Raw genomic sequence first — 18,008 nt, 5'->3', positions numbered from 1 at the left:
CGGGGATCAACCAGGCGTCCCGTCGGGAACGTCAGTTCACGCGGATGAATACCGGGCCGGAACCTACGTTGGCGCTGAAGACAACCGTCTGGTTGCCGTTGTAGCCGCCGTGCACGGCCTGGCCGTTGCCGGCGTAGACAGCAACGTGGGCCATGCCGGCGCCGCCGTCGGCGTAGTAGATCAGGTCGCCGGGCTGGGCTTCCGCGGCGCTGACCGTGCGGCCGAGGGACAGGTAGCCTGCAGGCCAGTCGTGGAAGTTGATGCCCACGGCGGCCAGGGAGTTGGTCACCAGCATGGTGCAGTCCTGCATAACACCCAGCTGGGCGTAGGCGGCGGACAGGATGGCCGCACCCTTGCCGCTGGCTGACGCCGGAGCTGCGGGGGCGGGAGCAGCGGTAACCGTGGCGGTGACCTTCGGAGCTGCCACAGGCTGGGCTGCCGGAGCGGCTTCCTGAACCTCAACCTCGGGCTCTTCCTCGACAACAACCGGGGCCGGCGTGGTGGTCACGGCGGGCTTTTCGTAGGTGATGGCGATGGTGGAAGCCGCGGAGATGGGGGCTTCAACAGCGGACTCGACTTCCAGCGTCGAGGCGGAAGCGGAGTCCCGCTGGATGTTGGCATCAGCAGCGTTGGCTGCAATGCCGCTGGTCAGGACCAGGCCGGAAGCGGCGGCAATAACCGCGGCCTGGCGGCCCACGCCGCCTGCGTTATCGCCGACAGCCTTGGCAATGACGGCGATTGAGTTGGTTTTGGTGACCTCGGCGCGGTGCCGTGCGGTAGCACGAGTAGTCATCAGTTCTCTCTTTCGATTTCCTCGGGGCCTGTGGGCAGCCCGAGAGTTTTGGACGCGCCGGCATCTTGGGGGTATGTCGGCGCGCCCCGAACGGGGATGTGTGATCTAGCGAAAAACAGGGGGCAAAGAAATAGTTCCCGGGGCCGAAGCTCCCAAGAACTATTTGCCCAGGGTGTAGAAGGAGGAGGTTCCGGTGGCGGCCACGGAGTGCAGCAGCGTGCCCTGGGAAGGGTTGAGGGCGCTGATCATCATGCCGTTGCCAACGTAGATGCCCACGTGTGCGCCGCCATTCTGCATGACCAGGTCGCCCGGCTGCGGGGTGGAGGTGGGTGTCATGGCCGTCCAGGCGTTGACGCGCGGGATGCTGATGCCGGCCTGGGCGTAGACCCACTGGGTGAAGCCTGAGCAGTCCCAGCCGTTGGGGGTGGTGCCGCCCCAGACGTAGGGGCTCCCGATGCCGGTGTAGGCGATGGCCGCGAGGCCGGAGGTGGCTGCTGAGCTGGCCGCCGCCACTGCCTTTTCTGCGGTGGATGCAGTGGTGGCCGCAGCTGAATCATCGTCGGCGTCGGCTTCGTCGGCGTCGGTGGACTGGGCACGGACCGGCTCGATCTTCGGCGCAGCGATGGTGGTCACCACGGGACGCTCGAAGGAAACGGTCGCGGTGGGCTCGGCGGTGACGGCAAGGGCGGTCTGCGCGGAACCCGACTCGGTGGAAGCGGAGACACCAGCGGTGGTGTCCGCTGCAGTGGCAGGCAGCCCCATACCAAGAACAAGACCGGAAGCAGCTGCGACAACTGCTGCCTGGCGACCTACTGTCCCGGCATTGGCACTAACAGCCTTGGACATGGCATCCAAAGGGTTGGTACGAACCGTTTGTGCACGGTGGCGCGCAGAATTATGGCGTGAAGACACGAAGGTAGCCTCTCCCAATGCCTGCGAGGTGAGCTGTCGGATTCGGATGGGAGTCACCCGGCCGCGCGGCTTCCAAGGAAGCTTTGCGACTTAACCCCAAGGCCTTCATGAAGAAGGCCAGAATTGGTTCCCCCGCCCCTGCCAGACGATGAAATGCGAACGGACCTTGAGCGGTGGCAGAGCTAGGCAATCCACTCAAGAGCGTCAACTTCGGAAAAGTTGACGCGAGTTAGACGGTACAGGAGTTTTGCAGCAATGTCACATTCAGGTCACGGCTGGTAACACCCAAGTGAGACATTGCACTCATTTGACTAAAGCCAGCGCGTGGGATCGACAACTTCGCCGTTGACCTGCACCTCAAAGTGGAGATGGCAGCCGGTGGAAGCTCCGGTGGTCCCGCTCAACGCGACAACGTCGCCGCGGGAGACCGTCTGGCCTTCTGTCACATTGAAGGACGACAGGTGGTTGTAGGTGGTCTCCAGGCCGTTGCCGTGGTCCACCACAACGCGGTTTCCACCGCCGTACTGGTGCCAGCCAACAAATGTCACGGTGCCGGTGGCAGCAGCGAGGACGGAGGTGCCGCACTGTGCCACATAATCCTGGCCCCGGTGGAAGTCGCCCGAGCCGCCGGTGATGGGGCTGACACGGTAGCCGAAGGGGGATGCAGTGGACATGGTGGCGAGCGGGGCACCAAGGCTCCCGGCAGAAGCGGCGCTCGAGACGGCGCCGGCAGACTGGGCACTGAGGAGCTGCTTAAGCTTGCCGTCCGGGTCAGCCTGCGTGACAACCGCCGAGCGGCTGAAGTCAATCTGGGCTCCCGCCTCGGCTGTGACAGCCGGCTGGGGCGTAACTGCCGAGGCAGCGACAGGTGTGCCTGCGGCGTCGGTGGCCATCACGGGGCTGGTGGCCGGAACAGTCACGGTCAGCACCAGGCCGGTGGCAGCAAGGGCAATACCGGCTTTTTGGCCGATGCCGCTGGCGGAGGCAAACTCGGTGATCTGCTGGAAGGGACCCCGACGGCGGCGCGCATCACGGTGGAGATCGCGGGGGCGCTCCGTGTGGATGACTTCGACGACACGCGGTGTCGAAGCGGGGATGGCCGCGCGGCGGCGCCCCCTGGAGGTCTGCATGGACAAGAAGGATTCCTCTCTGAAAGCCTGCGAAGTTAGCTGTCGGATTCGGGTCAGAGAGTTCAAAGACCCGGTCCGCCGTAGGCAAGCTTCGGCACAGAGATATCCCCGGAAAGGGTTCCTTCGCTGGAAGAGGCTTGCTGCTGACGGACTTCACCCCAAGGCAGTCCCCCCGCTGCCGCTTGTGGTTCCCCCGCCTCTGCCAGTTATTGCTCGTGCACCTGGTCCGCTGGCAGAGCTCGGCTCCGGATCAGGTAACGCTTTAGTATCAACGCTCGCGTTCAACTATAGAGGCTTAAACCCCAAAGTAACAATTCCGTTATCTTTGCCTAAATGCCATTCGATAGGGTAATCGCGCCCGGGCGGGTCCTCTACCGGACCGTGACAAACACGTGGGCGGCCACTTCCGGAGGAAGCTCCAGCGCACCTTCGATGCCGGGTACCCGCACGGAGATGTAGTCCCCCACCCGTTCGAGCGACACGGTGGCGCCGGGGCGGATGCCGCCCTCATCAAGCTGGACCAGCAGTTCGGGCTCCACCTGGATGGGTTCGGCCAGCCGGCTGACGGTGACCGTCGACGCAGGACCGTACGTTTTCATCGCTTCCAGCAGGCTCACGGCTCCGTCGGAACCGCCCGGCAGGGGCTGGCCGCCCAGGGCAGCGAGTCCCGGGATGGGATTGCCGTAGGGCGACTCCGTGGGGTGGTCGAGCATCTCGTAGATGCGCCGCTCCACCCGTTCGCTCATGACGTGTTCCCACCGGCAGGCTTCGTCGTGCACGTACGCCCAATCGAGTCCGATGACGTCGGCCAGGAGCCTCTCGGCCAGCCGGTGCTTGCGCATCACTTCGGTGGCGCGCTTACGGCCGGTTTCGGTGAGCTCAAGGTGCCGGTCGCCGGACACCACCACCAGCCCGTCCCGCTCCATCCTGCCGATGGTCTGGGAGACCGTGGGTCCCGAGTGGCGGAGCCGCTCGGCAATACGGGCCCGCAGGGCAATAATGTTCTCTTCCTCAAGCTCCAAAATGGTGCGAAGGTACATTTCCGTAGTGTCGATCAGATCCGTCATCCAGCTCAGCTCCTCGAGCGCAGTACCTTGCGTTGTCCCACCGTATCGCCTATCACTGCGACGTAGTCCGGTGGCAAGCTTAGCCTATTTTGACTTTGTCCGAATAGTTCGCGGTTGCCCCCAGGACGTCTCAATGGCTGGACTATGACGGGTCCGGTTCCCGCCGAAACAGCTGTTCAGGCAGAATGGGAAAGGCCTCAGTTGCAGTCATTGCCGACTGCCGGCCAGCGACCATCCACCCGTTCGGACCAAAGCCACGTCCACGCCGAAATTGGAGCCCCTGTGAGCGAACCCAGCATCACTATTCCCGCCGACCTCCTGCCTCAGGACGGGCGGTTCGGCGCAGGACCTTCCAAGGTCAGGCAGGAGCAGATTGATGCGCTGTCCGCGGCATCAAAGAACATCCTGGGTACCTCCCACCGGCAGGCCCCGGTCAAGAACCTCGTTGGCTCGGTCCGCGAAGGCCTGAGCCAGTTCTTCCGCGCACCCGAAGGTTATGAAGTAGTCCTGGGCGTGGGCGGCTCCACGGCATTCTGGGATATTGCCAGCTTCGGACTCGTGGAGAAGAAGGCCCAGCACCTGTCCTTCGGTGAGTTCGGGTCCAAGTTTGCGGCCGCAACCAACAAGGCTCCTTTCCTGGATGCCTCCTCAATCCTTAAGTCCGAGCCGGGCACCCGCCCTGTGCCCACGGCCGAAGCAGGCGTGGACGTTTACGCCTGGCCCCAGAACGAGACCTCCACGGGTGTTTCCGCTCCCGTGCAGCGGGTGGCAGGTGCCGATGAGGGCGCGCTGGTGCTGGTGGACGCCACCTCGGCTGCCGGCGGCCTGGACGTAGACGTTGCAGAGAGCGACGTCTACTACTTTGCACCGCAAAAGAACTTTGCCTCCGACGGCGGACTGTGGCTTGGCCTGTTCTCCCCCGCTGCCGTGGAACGCGCCGCCCGGATCAAGGCCAGTGACCGCTGGATCCCGGATTTCCTGGACCTGCAGACCGCCATCGACAACTCGCGCCTGAACCAGACTTACAACACCCCGTCGCTGTCCACCCTGGTGACCCTGGATGCCCAGGTGCAGTGGCTGAACTCGAACGGCGGCCTCGAATTCGCGGCCAAGCGCACGGCGGACTCTGCTGGCCGCATCTATTCATGGGCTGAGGCTTCGGAATTCGCCACCCCGTTCGTCGCCAACCCGGATGAACGCTCCAACGTCATCGCCACCATCGACTTTGACGAGTCCGTGGACGCCGCCGTGGTGGCCAAGGTCCTGCGCGCCAACGGCATTGTGGACACCGAGCCGTACCGGAAGCTTGGCCGCAACCAGCTGCGCATCGCAACATTCGTTGCCATCGAGCCCGCTGATGTTTCCGCGTTGCTGGCAAGCATCGACTATGTGGTGGGCGAGCTGCGGAAGTAGGCCGCAGGGACACCTTTAACGTTCGACGGCGCCGCCCGGGTCCTGCCCGGGCGGCGCCGTTTGTAGGTCCCCGCTTTGCATGTCTCCCGTTGGGCGACGTCGGCACTTACGGTGTGCCGGCGTCGTCCCCGGCAGACTGCTCCCCAAAATCAGTGTCCGCTGGATCAGAGTCCGTTGCCTCGAGATCCGTGGCCTCCACCTCCGTAGGCTCCACGTCCTGGCCGGTACCCTCATGCCCTGACGGTACCCCGTCCAAAACCGGTCCGGCGGCGTCCGCCGGCGCCGTCTCCTGTTCCGAAGCCTCCGCTTCCTGGTCCTGCGCGTCCTCAGGCCGGACCCGCTCCGCCCACGGCACCCACTCCGGGGCCAGGATGGAATTCTCGGACGGCAGCAGGCCCAGCTCGCTGACGGTAACTACTTTCGAACGGGAGTTACGGGTAAGAACCGCGTACCACTGCCACCCTCCGTAGCCGGCAAGCTTCGACTCGAACAGGTGCGTCACCAGGCGGTCGCCCTCGCTCTTGGCCGCGAGGTGGGGCCCGATGTCGGAGGCGGCGGTGATGCCCTCCAGGGCGGCGCGGGCGGTGTCGACGGCGGCAGCCAGGAAGGCATCAGGCTTGCCGGTCCGCCACACCGGCACACCTGCCGGCGGGCGCTTTGCAATGCTTTTCGCACCTGCGGGGGCTGCGGTCCCGGCCTCCCCCGGAGTGGGACCTGCCTGGTCCTGTGCCTGTGCCGCCGGCTGTTCAGCTTCCGGACTCATCGGTGCCTAAACGTCCAGCTCGTCGGCAACCTTACGCAGGGCAGCGGCGATGGCCTTGCCCTTGTTGCCTTCCGGGTATTTGCCTTTGGACAGGGTGCCGGACAGGTTGTCCAGCACGCTCACCAGGTCCTGAACCAGCGGTGCAAGGTCCCTTGCGCTGGGCCGCTTGGCCTTGGCGATGGACGGCGTCTTGTCCAGGACACGCAGGCCCAGGGCCTGCGCACCTTTCCGGCCGTCGGCAACGCCGAACTCCACGCGAGTGCCGGCCTTGAGCTCCGTTACACCCTCGGGCAGCGACGATTTGGGCAGGAAAACCTCCTGGCCGTCCTCGCCTGCGAGGAACCCGAAGCCCTTGTCCTTGTCATACCACTTGACCTTGCCGGTAGGCACGTAATCAACCTTCTTCGTTCTGCTGTCGTGAGACACGGCCGGCCGCCACCGCATCCGCAGTGTTGTGCGGGTTCAAGGTATGGCAGCTGCAAACCGTGTTGGTCTGTATCTTTCAAGGTTATCCTGCCCGGTGCCCGAATCCTGCTTTCAACGGCGTCAGGTAACGCCGTTCACGCCCGCCGCCGCAGGCGCTGTAGCGTTACGTCCATGACACCCTCGCGCTACCGGCGGCCCATCATGATCGTCGCCGCAGTCATTGCCGTGCTCTCCCTGGCCGCCGTGGGAGCCGTCATGGCGCTTGCCTTCGCCGGCTCGGTGGCGCCGGCGTGGGTCACCTATTCCGCACTGTACGGTTTGCCTGTGGCGTTCCTCCTTATGCTTTTCCTTGTTCTGGACAGTGTTGCCGGGCGCCGCCGGGCAGGAAAGCCTGACCAGCGGTAACGTTGGACTGATGTCCCTTATTCGCGCGCTCAGCAAGGACCTTGAGGCACGCAGCGATGACTCGTTGCGGGCGCTGTTCGCCGCGCGGCCGGACCTCATCTCCCCCACTGTTCCGGATTTTTCCGCCCTCGCCGCACGGGCAAGTGCACGGGTCAGCGTCCAACGGGCCCTCGAACGGCTCAACCGGCCGCAGATGCAGGTCCTCGAAACCCTCCATTTGTGCACCAACACGGACACTGAGCACAGCGCCTCGGCGGCCGGTCTCAGGAAAATGATCTCCGGCGCCACGCTCGCCGCAGTTGAACGGATCCTGGCAACGCTGCAGGAACTGGCCCTGGTACACCGGGCATCGCCGCCGCACGGAACTCCGTCCTCCGCCGCCAGGCAGCGCTTCTACCTTCCGGTGGGCTGCCTCAAGGACGTGGTGGGCCTTTACCCGGCAGGCCTGGGCAGGAGCTACACCGAGCTGGTCCGCCTCCAGCCGGCGTTCGCGCAGCGGGCGGTCCAGCTGGTCTCCGAACTGCACCGCAGCGGCGTCGCGATCCACGACGCCACTACCCCCATGGAGGCAGCCCTCGCCCTCCAGCACTGGACCTCTTCCCCCGAGGCGCTGCAGGAGATCCTCGCCGGAGCCCCTGAGCGGACGACGGCGTTGCTCGCCAGGTTCCGCAACTGGGCCATGGGTGCCGTCCCCCAGGCGCAGCGCAAAGCCTCCATCACCACGGAGGGGTCCGACGTCGGGCCCGTTGACTGGCTTCTGGCCCGCGGCCTGCTGGTGCCGCTGGATGCTGCACACGTCGAGCTGCCGCACAGCGTAGGGGTGTCCCTGCGTGGCGGAGCCATCATCAACGATTTCACGCTCTCACCGCCCATCCCGGAACTGGGCCGGACCACCGCACTGCTGCGCAGGAACGCGGCGATGAGTGCCATCTCGGAAACCCTGCGGCTGGTGGGTGAGCTGCTGCATGCCGTACGGGAGCAGCCGCTCGCCACGCTGCGCAGCGGCGGGGTGGGGGTCCGGGAGATGCGCCGGCTCGCCGACGAGCTCCGGGTGGACCAGGCACGCGTGGGGCTGCTGCTGGAACTGTGCGGACTTGCGGGCCTGATCCGGCTCGATGTCGATTCCTCCTCCTGGGTCCAGCCCCCGCAGCTTGAGTGGCTTGTCCTCCCCCGCCAGGAACAGTGGCTGTGGCTGGTGAACGCCTGGCTGGCCAGCGAACGCGTCCCGTCGCTGGTAGGCCAGCCCGTCAATGGGGCCCAGGGGGCTGGAGGGCACCGCACGGCCTCCGGCAGCACCATCGTGGCGTTGTCCGCCGAGCCCCAGCGCCCCGACGCTCCCGTGATCCGCAAGCGCATCCTGGAAATCCTGCACCAGCTCACCACCGAAGCGGCAGCGCCGGACGGCACGGCGCCGGTGCTCGACGCCGCCGCGGTCCTCCAGCGTGCCGAGTGGGCCCAGCCACGCATGGCGCGGCGGTTCAGTTCGTTGATCCGGGGCGTCCTCGCCGAAGCCGAACTGCTCGGCCTGGTGGGATCCGGCGCCCTGAGCCAGCTGGGCAGCGCCTTCGCCGAAGACCGGCCCGATGCCGCCCTCGACATCCTGGGCGAGCACCTGCCTGCCGCGCTGAACCACGTCCTCCTGCAGGCCGACCTGACCGCCGTCGCGCCGGGCTACCTGGCCCCTGAACTGACCGAAAAGCTTCTGGTGATGGCCGATGCCGAAGGCCAGGGCCCCGCCACCATCTACCGGTTCTCGGACAACTCCATCCGGCGCGCCCTCGACGCCGGCTACGACGCCGCCGGCCTGTTGGACTTCCTGCGGGAACACTCCGCCACCGCCGTTCCCCAGCCGCTTGAATACCTCGTGGAGGACACCGCGTCGCGGCACGGCAGGCTGCGGGTAGGTGCGGCCGCCAGCTTCATCCAGAGCGACGACGAATCAGCCCTTGCCGAGCTCCTGTCCGGGCCCAAAGCCGCCCGGCTGGGCCTGGTCCGCATCGCGCCCACTGTTGTGATATCCACTGCGCCGCCGAGGGAGGCAGCCCAGGTCCTGCGGAGCCTGGGCCTCTCCCCCACGGTCGAAGGAACAGAAGACCCCGCAGTCCGGCTCCGCAAAACTCCTGCCGCCCAGGAAAGCCTTCGGCCGGTCTACACGGCACCGCGCACTGCGCCGGCAGCCGAGGACGTGGACGCCCAACTGGCCGTGCTGCGGCACGCCGCTCCCGCCGTCGGACGCCATGCCCACGGCGGCCAGGCCCCGTCAGGGGACCACTCAGGCGAAGCGGCCACCCAGCTGGGGCTTGAGGCCCTGCAGCGTGCCATCAGGCTGAAGCAGCGGATCAGCATGAACGTGGTGGACAGCCTGGGGAATGCCAACCTGGAAATCGTTGTTCCCTTATCGGTGAGCGGCGGACGCGTGCGGGTGTTCGACCCCGCGAAGGAAACGGAACGCGTCCTGTCCATCCACCGCATTATCGACATTGAGGCTGCAGAAGAACTGCACCAGTGAAGGACTCCCCCGCGTGAACGACGGACCCCTGATTGTCCAGAGCGATAAAACCATCCTCCTGGAGGTGGACCATGAGCTGGCCACCGAGGCGCGGCACGCCATTGCCCCGTTCGCCGAGCTGGAACGGGCCCCCGAACACATGCACAGCTACCGGCTGACGCCGCTCGGACTGTGGAATGCCCGCGCCGCCGGCCTCGACGCGGAGAGGGTCCTCGACACGCTGTTGAAGTACTCGCGGTTCCCGGTGCCGCATTCGCTGCTGATCGACGTCGAGGAGACGATGTCGCGGTACGGCCGGTTGCGCCTGGAAAAAGACCCCCAGCACGGTCTGGTCATGCGGACGGACGACTATCCGGTCCTCGAGGAAGTGATCCGGGCCAAGAAGATCCAGCCCCTGCTGGGGCCCCGGATCGACGGGGAAACCGTGGTGGTGCACGCCTCCCAGCGCGGACAGCTCAAGCAGCTCCTGCTCAAGATCGGCTGGCCCGCTGAGGACCTGGCGGGCTACGTGGACGGCACCCCGCACCTGATCGCCCTGAACGAGGACGGCTGGAAGCTGCGGCCCTACCAGCAACTGGCCAGCGAGAATTTCTGGGCCGGTGGCAGCGGCGTGGTGGTGCTTCCCTGCGGAGCCGGCAAAACGCTGGTGGGGGCAGCGGCGATGGCCACGGGATCAACCACCACCCTGATCCTGGTCACGAACACCGTGGCAGCCCGGCAGTGGAAGGACGAACTGCTGAAGCGCACCACCCTGACGGACGACGAGATCGGCGAGTATTCCGGGGCGGTGAAGGAAGTCCGTCCGGTGACCATCGCGACGTACCAGGTCCTCACCACCAAGCGCGGCGGGTTGTATCCGCACCTGGAGCTGGTGGACGGCCATGACTGGGGCCTGATCATCTACGACGAAGTCCATCTCCTGCCGGCGCCGATTTTCCGGATGACAGCGGACCTGCAGGCCCGGCGCCGGCTGGGGCTCACCGCCACCCTGGTCAGGGAGGACGGCCGGGAGGGCGAGGTGTTCAGCCTGATCGGACCCAAGCGCTATGACGCGCCGTGGAAGGACATCGAGTCCCAGGGGTACATCGCCCCGGCCGACTGCGTGGAGGTCCGGGTGGACCTGCCGAAGGACGAGCGGGTTGCCTACGCCATGGCTGAGGACGCTGACAAGTACAGGCTGTGTTCCACCTCCGAATCCAAGACCCTGGTGGTGGAGGAGCTCGTGGCCAGGCATGCGGGTGAACAGCTGCTGGTGATCGGGCAGTACATCGACCAGCTGGACGACCTCGGCGCGCGGCTGCAGGCACCGGTGATCAAGGGTGACACGTCGGTGAAGGTGCGCCAGAAGCTCTTCGATGCCTTCCGGGCCGGCGAGATCCAGACGCTGGTGGTGTCCAAGGTTGCCAACTTTTCCATTGACCTGCCGGAGGCCTCGGTTGCCATCCAGGTGTCCGGTTCCTTTGGATCACGGCAGGAGGAGGCGCAGCGGCTGGGCAGGCTGCTGCGGCCCAAGAAGGACGGGCGGGCGGCCCGCTTCTACTCCCTGGTGGCCAGAGACACCCTGGACCAGGAATTCGCCGCGAAGCGCCAGCGATTCCTTGCCGAGCAGGGCTACGCGTACCGGATCATGGATGCCAAGGACGTGGGCCAGCCCGGCTAAGTGTGCACCGCGGCCCCATCGGCCACGCCATGGGTGCACACTGGGAGGCATGCGTCCGAAAATTCGTCCGGTCATTCCGTTGCCAGGCCAGGAGTCGGTCTGGGACTACCCCCGTCCGCCGCGCGTCGAGCCGAGCCGGGAACGGATCAGGATCATTCTGGGCGGGGAACTGATCCTGGACACCACGGATTCCCTCCGTGTCCTTGAGACAAGCCATCCTCCCGTCTACTACGTGCCCCGTTCCTCGTTCATCCCGGGAGCCCTGGGGCCTGCGCCCGGAAGCAGCTTCTGCGAGTTCAAAGGTTCAGCCCGCTACCTCACTGTCCGGGGCGGCAGCGCGGTAGCGGAAAGGGCGGCCTGGTTCTACCCCGAGCCCGTCGGGGGATACGGGGACCTGGCAGACCGTGTGGCGGTCTACCCCGGCAGGATGGACTCCTGCGAGGTGGACGGCGAGCGCGTGCGTCCGCAGGCCGGCGGCTTCTACGGCGGCTGGATCACAGACCGGGTGGTGGGTCCGTTCAAGGGAGAGCCGGGGACCATGGGCTGGTGAACCCGCGGACTCCTACCTGCCGTGTCCGTGCAGCATAACGACTTGGGAAAAGGCGCAGACTGCGGGAAACCGCAAAGAGTTGATGACGACATTGTTCGTGCACTTTCCCGGCAGTACGGTCAGAGCGCTGGGTTACATATAGGTAACAGGTCCCGAACTCAGATCGGGACTTTAGGGCTTGGCTGACGGCCTGGTCCGTTTCGTAGAACACGGCTTCACATGCGCAGATCGACCATCCTTTGCCCCGGCCCACAACCAGCAATGACCGCTGGCTTCGTGCTGCCCAACCGACTCCGTTATGTCAGGAAGCGACGACAGGAGTAGTCCGGCCGGGCCCCTCTGCGCGGGTCACGGCCGATCAAATATTGGGGAGATGCTGGGGATTTCGCCGGCGCAGGTCACCTGCCTGTTCCGAAACATCATTCGCCACTCTGAAGTGAGCACACACCCATGAAAAACATTACGCGCGCCCGTTGGGGTGCAGGAATCGCTTGTCTGGCTTTAATCCTTTCCGGCGTTACATCGGCACAGGCAAACCTGCCCGGTAGCCCCTTCGACGCCGGTGACGGAAACCTGTTGGTGAATGGCGTTGAGGACGACTGGGCCAATGCGGCGATCAGCTGCACCGGCACAATTGTTGGTTGCGGCCTGGACCTGCCCACAGGCCAACAGGACAACTCGTTCGGACAGGGAACCAAGGAAGACACCCCCGTGCCGACTGTCGTCTCAGGCCAGGTCCCAAACAACAAGAGCGATTTGACGCGCTTTTATTCGAAACTGAAGACCGAAGCCAACGGCAAGGATTACGCCTACTTGGCCTGGGAGCGGGTCCAGGAGCCCAACGGCACCACCAACATGGACTTCGAGTTCAATAAGTCCGCCGCTGTTTCCGCCAATGGCGTCACCCCTGTCCGCAGTGACGGTGATGTCCTGATTAAGTATGATCTTGCCCAGGGCGGCGTTACTCCCGTGCTCGGCTACCATCTGTGGACGACTACGGGCGCCCCGGCTTCGGTTTGTGAAGCGTCGAATACTGTTCCTTGCTGGGGCAAAGTCCAACCCCTCGACGGGAACTTCGAAGCGTCCATCAACACGGAAGCGGTGGTAGATCCGATCAACCCTGACGCTCCCCGCAGCCTCAGCGTGCGCACTTTCGGCGAGGCAGCCATCAACCTGACTGATTCCAACATCATCCCGGCGAATACCTGTGAAACGTTCAGCGGTGCATATCTGAAGAGCCGTTCCTCGGACTCTTTCACCGCAGCGCTGAAAGACTTCATCGCCCCTGTACCGCTCAACTTCTCCAAGTGCGGCTCCATCAAGATCCGTAAGGCTACAGTGGGCGGCGATGGAACTTTCGGTTACACCACTACCGGCGGTTTGACTCCCGCCACCTTCACCCTCAGCAGCGGCGGCCTTCGCGACTACGGCTCGGCCCTCCAGCCCGGTTCCTACACCATCACCGAAAACAGCCTTCCTGCAGGGTGGGATCTGACGAGTATCAGTTGTACGGTGACGGGCACGGGGACCTCTGCGGCACAATCAGGCACCAGCGCAACCATCAACATCACGCTCGGCTTCCAGGGCAGCGTCGACTGCACTTACACGAACACCGCCCGCGCAACCATCATCGTGGAGAAGCAGACTGTTCCTGACGGGACGGCAGGAACGTTCGCCTTTACGAGTGATGTTGCCGGGCTGAACGGATCCATCAGTGACGGTCAAACGTTGACAGCAGCAGGCATCCTGCCCGGCACGTACACGGCGACGGAAACCGACCCGGCGCCGGGGTTCGATCTCACAGGAATCGCTTGCGACGACTCCAACAGCACCGGCAATGTGGCAACACGGACGGCCACGTTCGTCGCAGCGGCCGGTGAGACGGTCAAGTGCACGTTCACGAACAGCCAGAGGGGACGCATCAATGTATTGAAGACCGATGACGACACTCCCGGCGTTCCGCTCGCCGGTGCTGTCTTCACGCTGTACGCCGATGCCGCACCTACCGGTGGTACAGGGCCTGGCGCCGAAGACGCGGCAACGGCATTCACCTGCACGACGACGGACGCGGGCACCTGCTCGTTCCTGAACATTGTCCAGGGCAGTTACTGGGTGGTTGAAACGACGACTCCTGCAGGGCATGACACCGCAACTGCTCAACTTGCGACTGTGGGCGCCGGCGGGACTGTGTCCCTCACGTTCGTAGATCCGCGCGACTTCAAGATCATCGTGCTGGTCTGCAAGGAAGCCGACAACTCGTTGTACTCAAGCACAGTGACCGTGGACGGTGAGGACAAGACCTCACTGGGTACGTCCCCATCGGGGCTTACCTCCGCTCAGCTGTGCGCCTTGGGTGGAGCCACCTATGGCGACAAGAGCTACGGTAATCACGATTCGAATGTGAACATCCCTCAATAGATGCATTGTGACGATGGGTCAAGCCCCGGGCTCGACCCATCACGAATGCAGTACTGACAGGCCAGGGTCCGCGGCGTATTGGCCGCGGATCCTGCCTTGTGCGCGGCACGTCCCCTGTTCGTCGTCGTCCATAAAACATTCATCCTGCATCCAGACAACTCCCAGAGACTGGGAGCATGATGGGAGCATGAACAAGAACGGCCCAGAAGCGAAGCTCCTCGTTGTCGACGACGAACCCAACATCCGCGAGCTGCTGTCCACCTCGCTGCGGTTCGCAGGGTTCGAGGTGGTTTCGGCGGCCAACGGCCGGGATGCCCTGGCGGCTGCGGATACGCACACCCCCGACCTGGCCGTGCTGGACGTCATGCTTCCGGACATGGACGGGTTCACCGTCACCCGCAAGCTCCGCGCATCGGGCAAGCACTTCCCGGTGCTGTTCCTGACCGCCAAGGATGACACCGAGGACAAGGTCACCGGCCTCACGGTGGGCGGGGATGACTATGTCACCAAACCCTTCAGCCTCGACGAAGTGGTGGCCCGGATCCGCGCTGTCCTGCGGCGCACCCAGCCCCTGCTGGACGACGACGCCGTCATCCGCGTCGGCGACCTGGAACTCGACGACGACGCCCACGAGGTCCGCCGCGGCGGCACCGTCATCGAGCTCTCCCCCACCGAGTTCAAACTGCTGCGCTACCTCATGCTGAACCCCAACCGTGTGCTGTCCAAGTCCCAGATCCTGGACCACGTGTGGGAGTACGACTTCAACGGCGATGCGTCCATTGTGGAGTCCTACATTTCCTACCTGCGCCGGAAGGTGGACATCGATCCCGAGGCCCCGGCACTTATCCAGACCAAGCGCGGCGTGGGCTACGTGCTGCGGACGGCAGAAAAGCGCTGACCTTGCTGGAGCGGTGGAAGTCGTCCTCCCTCAGGACGCAGCTGGTGGCCATGATCATGGCCCTGCTGATCGTGGCGCTGACGGTGACCGGTGCGGGCACCCTGGCGCTGCTGCACAGCTTCCTGCAGGGACAGGTCGATGACAAGCTGAATGCCGCGGTGCGCCTCGCCGAAGAGCAGGGTTCCTTCACCCAGCTGCAGGCGCCCAGCCCGAGGGTTCCCACCGACTATTCGCTGACGCTTTTTGTGCCCGACGAGGAGCCCTTCCCCCTCAGCCGGGACACCGACGGGGGCGGTCCCGATATCAGCTCCATGTCGGTGGAGCAGGCCCAGTCGCGCGACGAAATGCCTTACCAGGTGAGGGGCACTGACGGCGAGAACTGGCGGGTGGTTGCGGTAACGGTCCTCGCCAACAACCGTCCCGCCGTCGTGGTTATTGGGCTGCCGCTCCAAAGCGTGGATGACGTCCTCAAGCACGCCACGCTGGTGGTCATCGGGGTGGGCCTGCTCACGCTCCTGTTGGCCTCGTTGATTGCGAGCTGGACTGTCTCCCGGTCCTTCCGGCCCCTGGCGCGGGTGGAGAAAACGGCGGCCGCCATTGCTGCCGGCGACTTGTCCCGGCGGGTGGAGGTGGAAAACCCGGCTACCGAGCTCGGCCGGCTCAGCAGTTCGTTGAACGCCATGCTCGCCCACATCGAAACCGCCTTCGCGGCGCGCACCGCTTCCGAGGCAAGGATGCGCCGTTTCGCCGCCGATGCTTCCCACGAACTGCGCACCCCGCTGGTGACCATCCGCGGCTTCTCCGAGCTGTACCGCCACGGGGCATTGACCACGGACGAGGATGTGGCAACCGCCATGGGCCGGATCGAAAGTGAAGCCAAGCGCATGGGATCCATGGTGGAGGATCTGCTGCTTCTGGCCCGGCTTGATGAGCAGCGCCCGCTCCAGCAGAAGCCCGTGGACCTGCAGCTGGTTGCCCACGATGCTGTGGTGGACACCAAGGCGGGCGCCCGCTCGCGGGTGATTTCGTTGACCGGGCTCGACGGCGGGACTGCCACTCCGGCCCCGGTCCTGGGCGACGAAGCCAAGCTCCGCCAGGTGGTGGGCAACCTCGTGGGCAATGCCTTGCGTTACACCCCCGAGGGCTCGCCCATTGAACTTGCGGTGGGGGTGCGGACCGTGGACGGGGAAGCCCGCTCCATCATCGAAGTACGCGACCACGGGCCGGGCATTTCCGATGAGGATGCGTCCAAGGTCTTTGAGCGTTTCTACCGGGCAGACACCTCCCGGACCCGGGAAACGGGCGGCAGCGGACTGGGCCTGGCCATTGTGGCTGCGATCGTGGGATCCCACGGTGGTTCCGTGCGGGTGGAAACCACCGACGGCGGCGGCGCCACCCTTGTGGTCAGCCTCCCCTACCGCGGCGACCCGCCGGAGCGGGCGGACGCCCAAGGCAGCGACGGCGAGGTTATCCACATATAGCCTCCGCGCGTGGCAGGGGCAACAGGCGCATCCATAGGCTCGTTGCAGCAGCCCGGAACAGCCGGGCAGGGAAGCGCACCGCTGCCCATCTCAGCGAAAGGCACTGCCATGAGCATTATTTCCGTCGATACCGAACTGCTTCAGCTGAAGTCCGCGAACGTGCAGGCAACAGTGGACAGGATCAGCGCCGATGTCCAGGCCATGAAGTACGGCCTGGACGAACTGCAGGGCTCCTGGCGGGGTTCGGCAGCCACCACCTTCCAGGCTTTGATCGCCGAGTGGACCCTCACCCAGGGCAGGGTGGAGGCATCTTTGGCTTCCATCAACGCGGCGCTGGCATCGGCCGCCGCAACCTACGTGCAGGCGGAGCAGGGCAACACCCAACGCTTCAGCTGAGGGGCTGCCGGCCCGCACCATCCTCAGCGGCGGCATAGGACAGCGGCGGCACAGGACAGTGGCGGCGCAGGACAGCGGCGGCGATGCCCGGGCCGGAGCGCGGGCCGGCTACGCTTCGGGTGTTCCCTGGTGGAACCTCAGCCGCCACCGGTTGCCGTCAAGGACCCACAGGGAGCTGCGGAGGGTGGTGCCGGACCGGGCAAAGCTCCGGTATGTCAGCAGGACGGCACCCGTGCCGATGCGGTCCACCCCCAGGATTTCAATGTCTGTCCGTTCCCCGGGATCCTCTTCCAGTGCCATCATCATGGCGTCACGCGTCCAGACGCGCCCTGAGCTGCCGATCTCCATGAAGTCGGGGTGCAGCAGAACAGCTGTCCGCCCGATGTCGCCGCGCACCAGCGGCCCCAGGAGTTCGCGCTCCAGCTCCTCCACCAGGGCTTCAGGCGAGGGGGCCTGCTTCTGCGCGTCCGCGACGTCGAAGGGGTCGGTTTCCAGCTGGCTGAACAGGTCAAGCTCGTCCGGACCTGCGGCGGGCGGGATGTCTGCGGTCCGGGTGGCGGTTGTCCGGGTGGCGGTTGTCCGGGTGGCTGTTCCAGGGGTTGTTGCCCTGACGGCTGGTGCCTGGGGCATTTCTGCCGCCCGCTGTGTTGCAGCAGCGGCAGCAGCGGGCACTCCACGTGCATCATGGCCAGCCGCCGCAACCAGATGGGAGCCTGGAAACCCGGGGCCGGACCGCGCGGCAACGCCTTGTTGGTAGGCGGTGGCCGCAGCCCGGGCGCGCTCGTCCGCCGCTTCGTTCAGTTCATGGCCGGCGTGCCCCTTAACCCACTCGAAGGTGTACTTCCGGCCGGCAAGCTCCCGGTCCAGTTCCTTCAGGAGCTCCACATTCAGGACCGGCTTCCCGTCAGCCTTGCGCCAGCCCTTGCGCTTCCACCCCGGCATCCACTTGGTGATCGAGTTGATGACGTACTGGCTGTCGCACAGGATGCGCAAGTCCTCCTGCGGGAGGTGGGCGGTGGCCCGGAACAGGTCCAGGACAGCCATCAGTTCGCCCTGGTTGTTGGTCCCGTGGGGCCACCCGCCGGCGCGCCAGCAATCATCATTTACGTACCAGGCCCAGCCGGCCGGGCCCGGGTTTCCCAAGGCCGAACCGTCAGCCGCTGCAGTAATCGTCACCGGTCCATCCT

At 65.3% G+C, this 18,008-nt stretch carries 16 protein-coding genes and 2 riboswitches; of the genes, 9 read left to right on the top strand and 7 right to left on the bottom strand.

The annotated features are described in order from the left end of the window. Positions 1–31 precede the first annotated feature (31 nt). The 4 genes from DXK94_RS05765 to DXK94_RS05750 form a co-directional block, all read right to left on the bottom strand. Positions 32–793, bottom strand: coding sequence for an NlpC/P60 family protein (locus DXK94_RS05765; RefSeq protein ID WP_079597835.1), 762 nt, complete (start codon positions 791–793; stop codon positions 32–34). A gap of 159 nt (positions 794–952) precedes the next feature. Further along, positions 953–1,639: a C40 family peptidase gene (locus DXK94_RS05760; protein WP_115524211.1), complete on the bottom strand. Its 687-nt coding sequence runs from the start codon at positions 1,637–1,639 to the stop codon at positions 953–955. 70 nt (positions 1,640–1,709) lie between these two features. Then, a riboswitch (cyclic di-AMP (ydaO/yuaA leader) is annotated at positions 1,710–1,894 on the bottom strand. 122 nt (positions 1,895–2,016) lie between these two features. Then, the gene (locus tag DXK94_RS05755; protein WP_115524210.1) at positions 2,017–2,835 is read right to left on the bottom strand and encodes a M23 family metallopeptidase; all 819 of its coding nucleotides are present in this window, start codon (positions 2,833–2,835) and stop codon (positions 2,017–2,019) included. A gap of 10 nt (positions 2,836–2,845) precedes the next feature. Next, positions 2,846–3,090, bottom strand: a riboswitch (cyclic di-AMP (ydaO/yuaA leader). 116 nt (positions 3,091–3,206) lie between these two features. After that, positions 3,207–3,902 (bottom strand): metal-dependent transcriptional regulator, encoded by a 696-nt coding sequence (locus DXK94_RS05750; RefSeq protein ID WP_079597838.1) that lies wholly within the window; start codon positions 3,900–3,902, stop codon positions 3,207–3,209. Between the two features lie 282 nt (positions 3,903–4,184). Here DXK94_RS05750 and serC point away from each other — a divergent pair, with 282 nt between their 5' ends. Beyond that, entirely contained in the window at positions 4,185–5,315 is a 1,131-nt protein-coding gene (gene serC / locus DXK94_RS05745; protein WP_115524209.1) for a phosphoserine transaminase, read from the top strand. A 106-nt stretch (positions 5,316–5,421) separates the two neighbouring features. On the opposite strand, the gene DXK94_RS05740 is transcribed toward serC, so the two are convergent. Then, a complete protein-coding gene (locus tag DXK94_RS05740) occupies positions 5,422–6,078 on the bottom strand; it encodes a DUF3027 domain-containing protein (RefSeq protein ID WP_115524208.1) in 657 nt (218 codons plus the stop codon). A gap of 6 nt (positions 6,079–6,084) precedes the next feature. Then, positions 6,085–6,468 (bottom strand): cold-shock protein, encoded by a 384-nt coding sequence (locus DXK94_RS05735; protein ID WP_009358151.1) that lies wholly within the window; start codon positions 6,466–6,468, stop codon positions 6,085–6,087. 207 nt (positions 6,469–6,675) lie between these two features. Here DXK94_RS05735 and DXK94_RS05730 point away from each other — a divergent pair, with 207 nt between their 5' ends. The 8 genes from DXK94_RS05730 to DXK94_RS05695 all read left to right on the top strand — a co-directional run bounded on the left by DXK94_RS05730 (position 6,676) and on the right by DXK94_RS05695 (position 16,821). Continuing rightward, complete coding sequence (locus DXK94_RS05730) at positions 6,676–6,909, top strand: hypothetical protein (RefSeq protein ID WP_079597841.1); 234 nt, start codon at positions 6,676–6,678, stop codon at positions 6,907–6,909. A gap of 10 nt (positions 6,910–6,919) precedes the next feature. Continuing rightward, positions 6,920–9,418, top strand: coding sequence for a helicase-associated domain-containing protein (locus tag DXK94_RS05725; protein ID WP_115524207.1), 2,499 nt, complete (start codon positions 6,920–6,922; stop codon positions 9,416–9,418). Between the two features lie 13 nt (positions 9,419–9,431). Then, the gene (locus DXK94_RS05720) at positions 9,432–11,078 is read left to right on the top strand and encodes a DNA repair helicase XPB (protein WP_115524206.1); all 1,647 of its coding nucleotides are present in this window, start codon (positions 9,432–9,434) and stop codon (positions 11,076–11,078) included. A gap of 49 nt (positions 11,079–11,127) precedes the next feature. Further along, entirely contained in the window at positions 11,128–11,628 is a 501-nt protein-coding gene (locus tag DXK94_RS05715; protein WP_115524205.1) for a DUF427 domain-containing protein, read from the top strand. A 450-nt stretch (positions 11,629–12,078) separates the two neighbouring features. Next, on the top strand, positions 12,079–14,046 hold the full coding sequence (locus DXK94_RS05710) for a collagen binding domain-containing protein (protein ID WP_147294356.1): 1,968 nt from the start codon (positions 12,079–12,081) through the stop codon (positions 14,044–14,046). Positions 14,047–14,233: 187 nt separating this feature from the next. Continuing rightward, entirely contained in the window at positions 14,234–14,944 is a 711-nt protein-coding gene (locus DXK94_RS05705) for a response regulator transcription factor (RefSeq protein WP_079597846.1), read from the top strand. Positions 14,945–14,946: 2 nt separating this feature from the next. Continuing rightward, positions 14,947–16,425, top strand: coding sequence for a cell wall metabolism sensor histidine kinase WalK (locus DXK94_RS05700; RefSeq protein ID WP_115524203.1), 1,479 nt, complete (start codon positions 14,947–14,949; stop codon positions 16,423–16,425). Positions 16,426–16,533: 108 nt separating this feature from the next. Then, a complete protein-coding gene (locus DXK94_RS05695) occupies positions 16,534–16,821 on the top strand; it encodes a WXG100 family type VII secretion target (protein WP_079597847.1) in 288 nt (95 codons plus the stop codon). 108 nt (positions 16,822–16,929) lie between these two features. Here DXK94_RS05695 and DXK94_RS05690 read toward each other — a convergent pair whose 3' ends face one another. Continuing rightward, on the bottom strand, positions 16,930–17,997 hold the full coding sequence (locus DXK94_RS05690; RefSeq protein WP_115524202.1) for a ribonuclease HI family protein: 1,068 nt from the start codon (positions 17,995–17,997) through the stop codon (positions 16,930–16,932). Between the last annotated feature and the right edge of the window lie 11 nt (positions 17,998–18,008).

Origin of the sequence: Arthrobacter sp. RT-1 (assembly GCF_003367205.1) — a bacterium.
Taxonomy (GTDB): domain Bacteria; phylum Actinomycetota; class Actinomycetes; order Actinomycetales; family Micrococcaceae; genus Arthrobacter.
Note: the sequence above shows the minus strand (reverse complement) of the source record. Positions and strands in the feature narration are given on the sequence as shown.

What these genes read in the sequence shown, in the direction of transcription:
- DXK94_RS05765 (WP_079597835.1), bottom strand. Translation starts at nt 793, where the DNA reads ATGACTACTCGTGCTACCGCACGGCACCGCGCCGAGGTCACCAAAACC.
- DXK94_RS05760 (WP_115524211.1), bottom strand. Translation starts at nt 1,639, where the DNA reads ATGTCCAAGGCTGTTAGTGCCAATGCCGGGACAGTAGGTCGCCAGGCA.
- DXK94_RS05755 (WP_115524210.1), bottom strand. Translation starts at nt 2,835, where the DNA reads ATGCAGACCTCCAGGGGGCGCCGCCGCGCGGCCATCCCCGCTTCGACA.
- DXK94_RS05750 (WP_079597838.1), bottom strand. Translation starts at nt 3,902, where the DNA reads ATGACGGATCTGATCGACACTACGGAAATGTACCTTCGCACCATTTTG.
- DXK94_RS05740 (WP_115524208.1), bottom strand. Translation starts at nt 6,078, where the DNA reads ATGAGTCCGGAAGCTGAACAGCCGGCGGCACAGGCACAGGACCAGGCA.
- DXK94_RS05730 (WP_079597841.1), top strand. Translation starts at nt 6,676, where the DNA reads ATGACACCCTCGCGCTACCGGCGGCCCATCATGATCGTCGCCGCAGTC.
- DXK94_RS05725 (WP_115524207.1), top strand. Translation starts at nt 6,920, where the DNA reads ATGTCCCTTATTCGCGCGCTCAGCAAGGACCTTGAGGCACGCAGCGAT.
- DXK94_RS05715 (WP_115524205.1), top strand. Translation starts at nt 11,128, where the DNA reads ATGCGTCCGAAAATTCGTCCGGTCATTCCGTTGCCAGGCCAGGAGTCG.
- DXK94_RS05710 (WP_147294356.1), top strand. Translation starts at nt 12,079, where the DNA reads ATGAAAAACATTACGCGCGCCCGTTGGGGTGCAGGAATCGCTTGTCTG.
- DXK94_RS05705 (WP_079597846.1), top strand. Translation starts at nt 14,234, where the DNA reads ATGAACAAGAACGGCCCAGAAGCGAAGCTCCTCGTTGTCGACGACGAA.
- DXK94_RS05695 (WP_079597847.1), top strand. Translation starts at nt 16,534, where the DNA reads ATGAGCATTATTTCCGTCGATACCGAACTGCTTCAGCTGAAGTCCGCG.